Source organism: Kribbella polygonati (assembly GCF_050320105.1).
GTDB lineage: Bacteria > Actinomycetota > Actinomycetes > Propionibacteriales > Kribbellaceae > Kribbella.
Map to the genome: position 1 here is coordinate 6,426,106 of NZ_CP190129.1, position 12,445 is coordinate 6,438,550.

12 protein-coding genes and 1 pseudogene are annotated in these 12,445 nt (G+C 68.9%); 8 read left to right on the forward strand and 5 right to left on the reverse strand.

All coding sequences use genetic code 11. The features are described from left to right. Nucleotides 1-33 precede the first annotated feature (33 nt). The 5 genes from ACQHIV_RS30505 to dnaA all read right to left on the reverse strand — a co-directional run bounded on the left by ACQHIV_RS30505 (nucleotide 34) and on the right by dnaA (nucleotide 5,831). On the reverse strand, nucleotides 34-585 hold the full coding sequence (locus tag ACQHIV_RS30505) for a DUF721 domain-containing protein (RefSeq protein WP_427887305.1): 552 nt from the start codon (nucleotides 583-585) through the stop codon (nucleotides 34-36). Next, a complete protein-coding gene (gene recF, locus ACQHIV_RS30510) occupies nucleotides 578-1,717 on the reverse strand; it encodes a DNA replication/repair protein RecF (RefSeq protein ID WP_427887306.1) in 1,140 nt (379 codons plus the stop codon). Before recF ends, ACQHIV_RS30505 begins: the two co-directional genes overlap by 8 nt. A 1-nt stretch (nucleotide 1,718) precedes the next feature. Next, nucleotides 1,719-2,639 carry a phosphogluconate dehydrogenase (NAD(+)-dependent, decarboxylating) gene (gnd, locus tag ACQHIV_RS30515; protein ID WP_427887307.1) on the reverse strand — a complete coding sequence of 307 codons (921 nt, stop codon included), beginning with the start codon at nucleotides 2,637-2,639 and terminating at the stop codon, nucleotides 1,719-1,721. Between the two features lie 26 nt (nucleotides 2,640-2,665). Next, the gene (gene dnaN / locus ACQHIV_RS30520) at nucleotides 2,666-3,811 is read right to left on the reverse strand and encodes a DNA polymerase III subunit beta (RefSeq protein WP_427887308.1); all 1,146 of its coding nucleotides are present in this window, start codon (nucleotides 3,809-3,811) and stop codon (nucleotides 2,666-2,668) included. A gap of 445 nt (nucleotides 3,812-4,256) precedes the next feature. Beyond that, nucleotides 4,257-5,831 (reverse strand): chromosomal replication initiator protein DnaA, encoded by a 1,575-nt coding sequence (gene dnaA / locus ACQHIV_RS30525; protein ID WP_427896596.1) that lies wholly within the window; start codon nucleotides 5,829-5,831, stop codon nucleotides 4,257-4,259. A gap of 117 nt (nucleotides 5,832-5,948) precedes the next feature. Between dnaA and ACQHIV_RS30530 the strand changes: the two genes are divergently transcribed. The 8 genes and pseudogenes from ACQHIV_RS30530 to rsmG all read left to right on the forward strand — a co-directional run bounded on the left by ACQHIV_RS30530 (nucleotide 5,949) and on the right by rsmG (nucleotide 12,187). Beyond that, nucleotides 5,949-6,611 (forward strand): hypothetical protein, encoded by a 663-nt coding sequence (locus ACQHIV_RS30530; RefSeq protein WP_427887309.1) that lies wholly within the window; start codon nucleotides 5,949-5,951, stop codon nucleotides 6,609-6,611. Nucleotides 6,612-6,782: 171 nt separating this feature from the next. Beyond that, nucleotides 6,783-6,959, forward strand: a complete 177-nt coding sequence (locus ACQHIV_RS30535; protein WP_427887310.1) for a hypothetical protein — start codon at nucleotides 6,783-6,785, stop codon at nucleotides 6,957-6,959. Between the two features lie 1,917 nt (nucleotides 6,960-8,876). Further along, nucleotides 8,877-9,014, forward strand: coding sequence for a 50S ribosomal protein L34 (gene rpmH / locus ACQHIV_RS30540; RefSeq protein ID WP_130386492.1), 138 nt, complete (start codon nucleotides 8,877-8,879; stop codon nucleotides 9,012-9,014). Between the two features lie 26 nt (nucleotides 9,015-9,040). Further along, nucleotides 9,041-9,382, forward strand: coding sequence for a ribonuclease P protein component (gene rnpA / locus ACQHIV_RS30545; protein WP_427887311.1), 342 nt, complete (start codon nucleotides 9,041-9,043; stop codon nucleotides 9,380-9,382). Continuing rightward, entirely contained in the window at nucleotides 9,379-9,693 is a 315-nt protein-coding gene (gene yidD, locus ACQHIV_RS30550; protein WP_427887312.1) for a membrane protein insertion efficiency factor YidD, read from the forward strand. The genes rnpA and yidD overlap by 4 nt, the downstream gene beginning before the upstream one ends. Before the next feature lie 9 nt (nucleotides 9,694-9,702). Continuing rightward, nucleotides 9,703-10,683 (forward strand): annotated as a pseudogene (yidC, locus tag ACQHIV_RS30555) (membrane protein insertase YidC); the annotation flags it as partial. A gap of 300 nt (nucleotides 10,684-10,983) precedes the next feature. Beyond that, nucleotides 10,984-11,508 (forward strand): protein jag, encoded by a 525-nt coding sequence (locus ACQHIV_RS30560; RefSeq protein WP_427887313.1) that lies wholly within the window; start codon nucleotides 10,984-10,986, stop codon nucleotides 11,506-11,508. A gap of 7 nt (nucleotides 11,509-11,515) precedes the next feature. Beyond that, nucleotides 11,516-12,187, forward strand: coding sequence for a 16S rRNA (guanine(527)-N(7))-methyltransferase RsmG (gene rsmG / locus ACQHIV_RS30565; RefSeq protein ID WP_427887314.1), 672 nt, complete (start codon nucleotides 11,516-11,518; stop codon nucleotides 12,185-12,187). The last annotated feature ends 258 nt before the right edge of the window (nucleotides 12,188-12,445 follow it).

Here is a 12,445-nt window from a genome sequence, read left to right on the forward strand (position 1 = left end):
GGGAGGCGTGGGTCCTCCCAGCAACCCAGGCCGTTATCCGTAGGTGTCCCGGGGGCCGCGGCCGCCGCGGACTGTGCGGGTGCCTTTGCGCCAGGTGTAGGTGTTGGGGCCCAGGACCTTGACCTGGGTGACCGTGCCTTCGCCCAGTTCGGCGTTCAGGCGGAAGAGGAGTTGGGGGACCAGGAGGTCGAGTTGGACCTTCCAGGCGGTGGACGACGTACGGACGGTGAGCACGGTGTCGTCGTACGACTCCGGGGTGCAGTGTTCGGCCATTTCGGGACCGACGATGGTCTGCCAGCGGGCCATCACGCCGTGGACGGCGACGTCGACCTCCCAGCCCTGGTCACGCATCAGGCGGCCTAGGGTGTTGGTCAGTTTCTGCGGGTCGCGGTCGTCGGGGCGGGCGCTGCTGATCTGGGCGCCGTCGATCCGGGGCCGGCGGCGGCGTTTGACCGGCTTGAAGCCGCCCTTGGCCGCCTGTTGCTTGAGGCGGCCGGCGAGCGACTTGGCCAGATCCAGGCCCTGCTTGTCGTGCTCTTCGTCCGTCTCGGGGACGTTGTCGGAGGAATCCGGGGGTTCAGCCACGCCGAACGGCCCCCTCACCCACCTCGAAGCGCGCTCCGCTGAGCTCAGCGGGCACGTCAGCGCCGACCGCCGCGGTCACCAGCACCTGCTCGGCCGGGGCGACCAGCTCGGCGAGCCGGTCCCGGCGCTGCGAGTCCAACTCGGCGAACACGTCGTCGAGGATCAGCACCGGTTCACCTCCGTCCGCGCGCAGCAGTTCGTACGACGCCAGCCGCAGCGCGAGCGCGAACGACCAGGACTCACCGTGACTCGCGTACCCCTTCGCAGGCAAGTCGCCGAGCCCGAGTACGACGTCGTCACGGTGCGGGCCGACCAGCGACACCCCGCGGTCCAGCTCGTCCTGGCGCTTCTCCCGGACAGCCGCGAGCAGTACCTCCTCGAGCTGTTCGCGGGACGCCACCCCGGGCTCGAGGACCACCGATGACTTGTACTCCAGCCGCGCATCACCCTTGCCGCGGGCAACGGCGTCGTACGCGCTGGAGACCAACGGGCGCAGGGCTTCCAGCAGCTCCAGCCGGGTCGCGAGCAGCTCGGCGCCGGTCCGGGCGAGGTTCGAGTCCCAGACCTCGAGCGTGCGCAACTGGCCCTCGGCGGCACTCGAACGGTTCTGCCGGCGGGCCTGCGAGGCGCTCCGGAGCAACGAGTTCCGTTGCTTGAGCACCCGTTCGTAGTCCTGCCGTACGCCGGCCATCCGCGGCGCACGCAGAGTCAGCAGCTCGTCGAGGAACCGCCGCCGCTCGGACGGGTCGCCCTTCACCAGGGCCAGGTCCTCCGGCGCGAACAGGACGGTCCGCAACAGCCCGAGCACCTCCCGCGGCCGCGGGACCGGCGAACGGTTGATCCGGGCCCGGTTCGCCTTGCCCGGGTTGATCTCGATTTCGACGACCACGTCCCGGTCGTACTGGCTGCGGACCTCGGTACGGATGATCGCCCGGGTGGCGCCGGCCCGCACCAGCGGTGCGTCGTTCGCCACCCGGTGCGAGCCGAGGGTCGCGGTGTAGTGGATCGCCTCGACCAGGTTGGTCTTGCCGTGGCCGTTCGGCCCGACGAAGGCCGTCACGCCCTGCGCGAGCTGGACCTCCGCCTGCTGGTAGGACCGGAAGTCGAGCAGACCCAGGGCGGTGACGTACACCTCAGTGCTTGGGTGGGGTGGCGTACGACGGGTCCGCGGCCTCGGCGCCCTTCACCGCGTGACCGCCGAACTGGTTCCGCATCGCGGCGATCGCCTTCATCGCCGGCGAGTCGTCCTGCCGGGACGCGAACCGGGCGAACAGCGACGAAGCGATCACCGGCACCGGTACGGCGAGGTCGATCGCGGCCTCGACGGTCCAGCGGCCCTCGCCGGAGTCGTCGGCGTACCCGCGGATCTTCTCCAGGTGGTTGTCGTCCTCGAGCGCGTTCACCAGCAGGTCGAGCAGCCAGGACCGGATCACGGTGCCCTCGCGCCAGGACTGGAACGCCTCCGGCACGTTCTCGACGATGTCGGACGCCTCGAGCAGCTCGTAGCCCTCGGCGTACGCCTGCATGATGCCGTACTCGATGCCGTTGTGGACCATCTTCGAGAAGTGCCCGGCGCCGACCTTGCCGGCGTGCACGAAGCCGAACTCGCCCTCGGGCTTCAGCGCCTCGAAGATCGGCATCACGACGTCGACGGTGGCCTTGTCGCCGCCGCACATCAGCGCGTACCCGTTCTCCAGGCCCCAGACGCCGCCGGAGACGCCGCAGTCGACGAAGCGGATGTCCTTCTCGGCCAACTGGGCGGCGCGGCGGGTGTCGTCGGTCCAGCGGCTGTTGCCGCCGTCGATCACGATGTCACCGGGGGAGAGCAGCTCGGCCAGCTCGGTGACGACCGGGTCGATGGCCTGCACCGGCACCATCACCCAGACCACCTTCGGCTGGTCGGTGGCGGTCAGCTTGCCGACCATGTCGGCAAGGTCCTTGGAGTCGGAGATGTCCTGGTTGTTGTCGAGTCCGACCACGGTGTGCCCCGCGTTACGGATCCGCTGGCGCATGTTGCCGCCCATCTTGCCGAGACCGACAAGGCCGAGCTCCATCTGAATCCCCTTGTTCTGTTGGCTTTTCAGCTGTTCAGGCGGACCGGCATCAGCACGTACCGGAACTCACTGATCGGTTCGCCGTCGAAGTCCCGCACACCGGTCAGTTCGGCCGGCTTCGTCGCCTGCGTGAAGGCCAGGTGCGCGACCGGCGTACCGATCGCACCGAGGCCGTCGAGCAGGTACGTCGGATTGAAGCCTACGGTCACCGGGTCGCCGACCACACGCGCCTCCAGCGACTCCGACGCCTGCGCCTCGTCGCCGCTGCCGGCGTCCAGCGTCACGCTGTCCTCGTCGAAGGTCAGCCGGACCGGGGCGTTCCGCTCGGCGACCAGCGCGACCCGCTTGACCGCCTCGACCAGGGTCGCGGTGTCGATCCGCACCCGGGTCGCGATCGACGCGTCGTTCGGGATGATGCCGCGGACCTTCGGGAACTCGCCGTCCAGCAGCCGGGTGGTGGCGCGGCGGTTGCCGCCGGACACCTGGCCCTCGAAGCCGACGATGCCGTCGCCGGTGCCGGGAGCGGCCAGCGAGACGGTCACGTCCGAGCCGGTCATCGCCTTCGCGGTGTCGGACAGCACCCGGGCCGGTACGAGCGCGGCCGCGGACGCGTCGGGGGACTCCGGGTTCCACTCGAGCTCGCGGATCGCCAGCCGGTAGCGGTCGGTGGCCAGCAGGGAGATCGTGGAGCCCTCGATCTCGACCCGGACACCGGTCAGCACCGGCAGCGTGTCCTCGCGCCCGGCGGCCGTGACGACCTGTGAGACGGCCTGGGCGAAGACGTCGGCCTTCACCGTGCCGCTGGCCGCCGGAAGCGCCGGCAGGGCCGGATATTCCTCGGTGGGAAGCGTCTGGAGGGTGAAGCGCGAGCTGCCACAGGTGACCTGTGCCTTCGCGCCGTCGACCGCGACGTCCACGGGCTGGTTCGGAAGACTCTTGGAGATGTCGGCGACCAGCCGGCCGGAGATCAGGCACTTGCCGGCGTCCGCGACCTGCGCGGGCACAGTGACCCGGACCGAGGTCTCGTAGTCGAAGCCGGACAGGGTGATCTGCCCGTCCTCCGCCTCGACCAGAAGGCCGGCGAGGATCGGGACGCTGGGGCGACTGGGCAAGCTGCGCGCGGCCCAGGCCACCGATTCGGCCAGTACGTCGCGCTCGACGCGAAACTTCACCGCTGGGTGCCTCCTGTTTCGGCTGTGTGCCAGGCAGATCCTGCCACGGACAAGTGTGCTGTGCGCCATTCGGGCCGGACGTGGCGCTTCGGGCGGGTCGCGTCGGCGTCGTACCGGTCGTGCTCGTGCTGCCTTCGGGAACAGCCTGACAGGTCCCGCAAGCCGGCGCGAGATCGGGGTTTTCCCCAGATCGGGCCGCTCGATCGTTTTCCGGCCTTCGAGCTATCTATAGATTCCATAGCGTTCTTAGCACCGGTGGATAGTGTGGAAAAGCGGCGACTTCGCAGGTCAGACCCCACATTGCCATGTGGATGCCGTGTGGACAGTCCCCGCTTCGGTTGAGGACGGCCGTGGACGAAGATTTCTGTCCCCACAGCCGATCCACAACCACAACCGAGGTTTCCCACAGTTTTCCACAGCTGCGTCCCCAACCTGTGCGTCCTGATTACTGCTGCTTCGCCTGATGTTTGATGCGGTTCGTCAGCTCGGTCACCTGGTTGAAAACACTGCGTCGCTCGGACATCAGCTGGCGGATCTTCCGCTCGGCATGCATCACGGTCGTGTGGTCGCGGCCGCCGAACTGCTGGCCGATCTTCGGCAGCGACAGATCGGTCAGCTCGCGGCACAGGTACATCGCGATCTGCCGGGCGGTCACGAGCACCCGGCTGCGGCTCGAACCGCACAGGTCGTCGATCGAGAGACCGAAGTACGACGCCGTCTGGCCCATGATCATGCTGGCCGTCACCTCGGGCTTACTGCCGTCGGGGATCAGGTCCTTCAGCACGATCTCGGCGAGGCTCAGGTCGACCGGCTGCCGGTTCAGGCTGGCGAACGCGGTGACCCGGATCAGCGCGCCCTCGAGCTCCCGGATGTTCGTCTGCACCTTCGACGCGATGAACTCCAGCACCTCCGGCGGCGCGGTCAGCCGCTCGGTCGCCGCCTTCTTCCGGAGGATCGCGATCCGGGTCTCCAGGTCGGGCGGCTGGATGTCGGTGATCAGACCCCACTCGAACCGGTTCCGCAGCCGGTCCTCCAGCGCCTCCAGGCGTTTCGGCGCCCGGTCGGAGCTGATCACGATCTGCTTGTTCGCGTTGTGCAGCGTGTTGAACGTGTGGAAGAACTCTTCCTGGGTCTGGATCTTGCCTTCCAGGAACTGGATGTCGTCGATCAGCAGTACGTCGACATCGCGGTACCGGCGCTGGAACTGGGACGCCTTGTCGTCGCGGATCGCGTTGATGAAGTCGTTGGTGAACTCTTCGCTGGAGACGTACCGGACGCGCGCACCGGTGTAGAGGCTGCGTACGTAGTGGCCGATCGCGTGCAGCAGGTGCGTCTTGCCCAGACCGGAGTCGCCGTAGATCAGCTGTGGGTTGTACGCCTTACCCGGTGCCTCGGCGACCGCCACCGCGGCGGCGTGCGCGAACCGGTTCGAGCTGCCGATGACGAAGGTCTCGAAGGTGTACTTCGGGTTCAGGCGTGCCTCGCCCTGTGCCTCCGTGGCCGGCTGGCTGGACCCGTTCGGCGGCGGCGCGACCGAGCCGAGCGGCTGACCGAACGGGTTCTGCGGGGCCGGCTGCTCGTACTGCGGTTGCGCGGGCGGCTGGTTGTACTGCGGGACGTTGTCCGGGTCGGTCAGGGCGGACTGGATCGTTGGCTGGTACGCGCCGTCGGTGCGGAGTGGCTCACGTACGGCGGGGGGCTGCTGCACGGGCTGTTGGACCGGCTGCTGCTGATACTGCTGCTGCGGAGCTGGCGGTTGTTGCAAGGGGTTCGGCTGCAGCGGGTGTTGCTGTTGCTGGGGCTGCTGGTGCGGTGGTTGGTGTTGGGGAGCCTGCTGCTGCTCGGGGTCGAGCGACGGGTCGACGGTGACGGCGATGCGGATGTCGCGGCCGAAGCTCTCGGTGAGGATGCGCTCCAGGTCCGGGCGCAGGCGGGTCTCGAGCTGGCCGCGGGTGAAGTCGTCGGGGACCGCGACGATCGCCGTGCTCTCGTGGAGTGTGACGGGGCGCGAGTTGGTCAGCCAGGCACGCTGGTTCGGCGGCAGGCCCGCGAGTACACGCGCCCAGGCTTCCCCTAGGTCGGTAACAGCCGGGGCTACCTCGCTGATGCGCGGCTGCTGCATCGCCGGCTGCTGCAGATGCTGCTGCTGAGCCGACTGTTGCTGCACAGGTTGCTGAGCGGCGGGCTGTTGCAGCGGCTGAGCATGCTGCTGGATAACAGGCTGCTGACCAGGCTGCTGACCAGGCTGCTGACCAGGCTGCTGACCAGGCTGCTGACCAGGCTGCTGACCAGGCTGCTGACCAGGCTGCTGACCAGGCTGCTGACCAGGCTGCTGACCAGGCTGCTGACCGGTCGGCTGCTGGGCCTGCTGCTGACCGAGCTGCTGCGTCGTCGAGTGCTGGGCGTCCTGATGAGCCGGCAGGTGGTGCTGCTGAGCCTGCTGGGTGGTCGGTTGCTGCTGAGCGTGCTGTTGAGCCGCGGGTTGCTGTTGAGCCTGCTGGATCGTGGGCTGCTGGTGCTGCTGTTGAGCCGCGGGCTGGTGCTGGGGCTGCTGGTAGGCGGTGGGCTCGTGTGCGGGCTGTTCCAGTGGCTGGTGGAGCTGCTGCGGAATGTGCTGCTCTGGGGCCTGCGGCTGTGCGGTCTGGTGCTCGGGAGCTTGCTGCGGAGCCTGGTGCTCGGAAGCCTGTTGCTGCGGGGTCTGGTGCTCGGAAGCGTGCTGGTGTGGGGCCTGCTGGTGCTCGGGCGTCTGTTGCTGTGGGAGTTGCTGGTGCTCGGGCGTCTGCTGGGCCTGGTGCAGTAAGTGCTGCTCAGGTGCGGGCTGCTGGGAGACCGGCTGCTGCAGGGCAGGCTGCTGCGAGGTCGGCTGCTGCGAGGTCGGCTGCTGCGCGCTCGGCTGGTGCGCGCTCGTCTGATGCGCGGCAGGCTCTTGTGGTGCGGGCTGGTGGAGTTGGGGCTCCATGGGAGCTTGGTCTTGGGGGGTCTGCTGGTGCTGGTCGGCGTTCACCTGGTCACGCGGCTGCTGCGGCAGGTGTGGCTCGGTCGGGCGGTCCGGCTGGTGGTCGGAGGGCGACTGGCTGGGGACGGCCTGGTCGGGGGTCCCGGGGTGGTCGGCAGCGGGTGGGTGCTGCGGGCGGTTGTCGTCGGGTGACCACTGGTTGTTGTCCACACGTGCCTCGCCCTCGTTCGGTGCCGAGCCAGCTGCGTTGGAGCTGCCGGTACCCCAATCCGCCGTACCCCAGGCAGCACCTGGGTCCGGCCGGCGGTAGTTGCCGACGGCTGGGGCCGCGCCGAAGTACGTCGTACCTGCGGTGGGCATGGGTGGGCCGGCCGGGAGATCGGTGGCCGCACGTTCGAGCTCGGACCGGTAGCCGTACGGCGCCGGCGGCGGCGCGGGACGATACCCGAAGGCCGACGGCTCGGGCATCGGGATCGGGAGCGACGGGCTCAGGTAGTCACCGGGGTCCATCCGCGGCGCCGGCTCCGGCAGGGCAATCGGCAAAGTCTCCGCCTGCGGCGCAAAGTCCGTACGCCGCCGCAACTCCCCCCGCGACGCCGCCCCAGCACCACCCCCAGGCTCCACCCGCCCCCCGAACCGCCCACCAGCCGCCGCCTCCGCCCCGCCCGGGTGCTCCGCACCAACTGAGTGCCCCGTACCTGCCGCGTGCTCCGCACTTGCCGCGGGCGTCACACCTGCCGCGAGCTCCGCACTAGCTGCGGGCGTCACACCTGCCGCGAGCTCCGCACTTGCGGTGGGCGCCGCACCTGCCGCGAGCTCCGCACCTGCCGCGAGCTCCGCACTTGCCGTGGGCGTCGCACCAGCGGCGAGCCCGGCACCTGCCGCAAGCCCGGCACCTGCCGCAAGCCCGGCACCTGCCGCAAGCCCGGCACCTGCCGCGCGCTCCGCACCTGCCGTGGGTGTTGCAGCAGCCGCGAGCCCTGCACTAGCCGCGTGCGCCGTGCCAGCCGCGAGCCCCGTGCCAGCCGCGAGCCCCGTGCCAGCCGCGAGCCCCGTGCCAGCCGCGAGCCCCGTGCCAGCCGCGAGCCCCGTGCCAGCCGCGAGCCCCGTGCCAGCCGCTAGTACCCCGCCAGCGAGGCCTGCGCCAGCCGCGGGCTCCGCGCCTGGCGGGGGTGTCGCGCCTGGGGTGGGGATCGCGCTTGGCGTGGGCTCCGTCAGGGGTGCTGGGTGTGAGCCGAGTGTGGCGTCTGTGTGGGGCGCCGGCTGGGCGTTGAATGTGGGCTCCACGCGGGGTGCCGGTTCTGGGCGGAGTGCGGGCTCCAGGCGGAGGTCGGGCTCCGGGCGCGGGTGGGGTTCTGGGGCGGGTGGGAGTTCGGTGCGGAAGTTGGCTTCGGGTTCGGGGCGGATGTCGGCGTCGGGCTCGGGCCGCAGATCCTGGCGGCCGGTGGCGCGGTGGTCCGTCCGGTACTCGCTTCCCGTGAATTCCGCCGGTGTGAATTCCGCACTGGCGGAATGGTCCTCGACCACGCGTTGCTCCCCGAATCCATCGCTGCGGTGGCCGGCGCGATCCGGAGGAATCCGGGTTGCGCGACCGTTCGACCCGACACCGTGCTGCCGCTCTGTCCACACGGTTGTCCACAGTTGTGAACGACCGCCGGGACGGGTTGGTTACCGATTGCGGGGTGTGGGCCTTCTGGTGTGAGGGAGTGACGCTAACAAGTCTGACCAGCCACCTACAAGCCGTCATCCACAGGCTATGAACAGGAAATTGGGGGCAACCTGCGGCGTGTCGGGTAGACGCCGGAGCGTAGTCATGGTTGGCGATCGCTCTCTGTCGCCACCCGGTCCGGACAGTGACGGGCCGTCCACCAACCAGTTGTCCACTAGACTGTCCACAAGCCTGTGGAAAACTCTGGGGATACCTGGTTTGACCTGTCCACAGGAGGCCACGTACCGTGGATCGGTCGGTGTTGAGCCGGCCCTTTCGTGCTGCGCTCGCTGCGGGACCCTCGTCTGGTTCTCCGACGGTGTGCAGGACAGGCACCCGGGCAGATCCAATCAGTGGATTTGTCGACAAATTTGTGATCTCGAGTAACCGGAGTCATTCCAGTGAGCAAGCGGACGTTCCAGCCGAACAACCGTCGCCGGCACAAGAAGCACGGCTTCCGTCTTCGGATGCGTACCCGTGCGGGTCGCGCCATCATCGCCGCCCGCCGTGGCAAGGGTCGTCAGCGCCTCGCGGCCTGAGCGACCCGTCTGACGGTGACCACCTCGTGTTGCCCGCGTCGAACCGCTTGGTCCGGTCCGACGATTTCCGTCGCGCCGTCCGGTCCGGTCGGCGTGCGGCGCGACGCGCGGTGGTCCTGCATGTGTTATCGGAGGCCGGCCACACCGGCCCCCCGCGCGTCGGATTCGTTGTGAACAAGGCGGTGGGCAACGCGGTTCTGCGGAACCGGGTCCACCGCCGTCTGCGTGCTGTCCTGGCAGCGCGGATCCCGCAGTTGCCGGACGGCAGCCTGACGGTCGTCCGCGCGCTGCCGTCGGCCGCCGCGGCGTCGTACGACGAGCTCGTCGCGGACGTCGACGGTGCGTTCCGCCGATTGTCGAAATCATGATGCGGTTCAATCCCGTGCGCAGCGGGATCATCGGTTTCCTGAAGCTGTACCGCCTGCTGATCAGCCCGCTGTACGGGCAGGTCTGCAGGTTCTACCCGAGTTGTTCGGCGTATGCCCTGGAAGCGGTCGAGCGCCACGGTGCGGTGCGCGGTAGCTGGCTGGCGGTGAGGCGACTTCTCCGCTGCCACCCGTGGAACCCCGGAGGCTACGACCCCGTTCCACCCAAAGATGTCGACCAGCGCGGAGAGTCTGTCTCCGCCAACCAGCCCGGATCGTCGGCCGACGCCGGGCCTGTGCAGCGAGGTGTGTGAGTGACTCTTCTGGCCATCCCCGGGCTCGCGGTGTGGGACGGGATCGTAGATCTGTTCAACACGGTCATGACGCCGCTGTACTGGGCCGTATCGGCACTGCTGGTCGGGTGGCACTGGCTCCTCAGCCAGGTGCTCGATCCGAACAGCGGCTGGGCCTGGGCACTGTCGATCGTCGGCCTGACGATCACCATCCGGACCTTGCTGATCCCGCTGTTCGTCCGGCAGATCCGCTCCAGCCGGAACATGCAGCTGCTGCAGCCGAAGATGAAGGAGCTGCAGAAGAAGTACGGCCACGACCGGGAGAAGCTCGGTCAGGAAATGATGAAGCTGTACAAGGAGACCGGGACGAACCCGTTCTCCTCGTGCCTGCCGCTGCTGCTGCAGTCGCCGATCTTCCTGGCGCTGTTCCGGGTGCTCGACTACGCGGCCAAGGGCCAGTGGCACAGCGAGATCATGAAGCCGTACGTCCAGTCGGTGCAGCACGCGAAGATCTTCGGTGCGGAGATCTCGCAGACCTTCCTGAAGGCGAACGGTTCGGGATCCGGCAACGTCAAGGTTGTCGCGATCGTGCTGATCATCCTGATGACGGCGACGATGTTCACCACGCAGCTGCAGCTGATGCGGAAGAACATGCCGAAGGAGGCCCTCGAGGGCCAGGCCGCCCAGATGCAGAAGATCATGCTGTACGTCTTCCCGGTCTTCTTCCTGATCGGTGGCTTCAACTTCCCGATCGGTGTGCTGATCTACTGGTTCATCTCGAACCTGTGGACGATGGGCCAGCAGTTCTACGTGATCCGCCGCAACCCGGCTCCGGGCACCGCGGCGTACGACGCGATGCAGGCCCGTAAGCGCGAGCACAACCTGCGCCACGGCCGCCCAGCGGACGAGAACGTCCCGGGGACCGCCGGTGCGGTGACCGACACCGAGACGAGCGACCGGCGGCCGGCGCAGCGGCAGCAGCCGAAGCGGCAATCGCGGAGCGACCGGAAGAGCGGCCCGGCGGCGAGCAACGGCCAGACGTCCGCCCGGGCGGCGGATGCTCCGGCGGTTCAGGACGCGACGCCGAAGCAGGACGCGCCCAAGAAGACTCAGGCCGGCGCTGCCAAGAAGCAGCCGGCCGCCAAGAAGGGGTCGGGAGCCAAGCGCCAGCCCGCGGCGAAGTCGGCCGCGCAGAAGAAGGCGGCGCAGAAGCGCTCAGGCGGTTCGCGCTGACCCCAGCGCACCGCAGTCCCGTTCTTTGACGAACCCGGGTCCCCGTGGGGCGGATCTTGACACTATGAAGGAGTGGCCGTGACCGACGGCATGCAGAACACCGAGACGGCGGACGAGTCCGCCGGCCCGAAGAGCTCCGCGTCGGAGCGACTGAAGGCACTCGAGGCGGAGAGCGACATCGCGGCCGACTACCTCGAGGAACTTCTCGACATCGCCGACCTCGACGGCGACATCGACATGGACATCGACGGCGATCGGGCCGCGGTCTCGATCGTCGGTGCCGAGCTGAATAACCTGGTCGGCGAGAACGGCAAGGTCCTGGAGGCGCTCCAGGAGTTGACCCGGCTGGCTGTGTACCGGGAGACCGGCGAGCGTTCGCGGCTGATGCTGGACGTCTCGAACTACCGGGCGAACAGGAAGGCCGAGCTCGAAGAGGTCGGCCGTAAGGCGGTCGAGGAGGCGAAGGCGACCGGTACGCCGGTGCGCCTGGACCCGATGACGCCGTTCGAGCGCAAGGTCGTCCACGACGTCGTCGCGGCCGCCGGCCTGACGTCGGAGTCCGAGGGCGAGGAGCCGCGCCGCCGCGTGGTGGTGCAGCCGTGACGCCCGCATGACCGATCACGTTTCACGTGAAACGCCGCCGCTCGTGGACAAGCTGTTCCCACGGGCGGCGGTCCGGCTTTCGGCGTACGCCGAGTTACTGGCCACCGAAGGCACGTTGCGCGGACTGATCGGGCCGCGGGAGGTGCCGCGGCTCTGGGACCGGCACCTGTTGAACTGTGCGGTCGTCGAACGGCTGATCCCCGAGGAGTCGTCGGTCGCCGACGTCGGCACCGGTGCGGGACTGCCTGGGATCGTGCTCGCGATCGTCCGGCCGGATCTTCAGGTCGACCTGGTCGAGCCGCTGCTGCGGAGGACGACGTTCCTCCAGGAGGCCGTCGACGCGTTGGAGCTCGGCAACGCGCGGGTCGTCCGGGCGCGGGCCGAGGAGTTGCCGCCGGCGTCGTACGACGTGGTCACTTCGCGGGCGGTCGCTCCGCTGGCCAAGCTGGCGCGCTGGTGTCTGCCGCTCTGTGTCGAGGGTGGGCTGATGCTGGCGATGAAAGGGGCGTCCGCAGAGGAGGAACTGGACGGCTCAGAACGCGAATTGATGAAGCTTGGTGCAGAGGTTTGTCATATTCACCAACTCGGCGGCGATGAACTGGCCCTCCCCACGACTGTGGTGAGTATTGTGGCCGGACGTGCTGCAGGGGGATCCCGGCACGGACGACACGGGAGGTGAGCGGGTTGGTGAGTCGTGCCCTCGGATGGCCCGAGAAGAGCACCGGTGAGCCGAGGTCATCACAGGGCATCGGCTGGCCGACAGATGCGGACCCCGCCGTTCGCGTCGTGACTCCGGAACCCGCTCCGGACACCTCGCCGGCACCGGCGCCTCCGGTTGCCACCGCCTCGTCGACCGCGACCGCCTCGCCGACCGCCTCGCCGACCGCCACTGCCTCGCCGACCGCCACTGCCCCGCCGACTGCGGCCGCCTCATCGT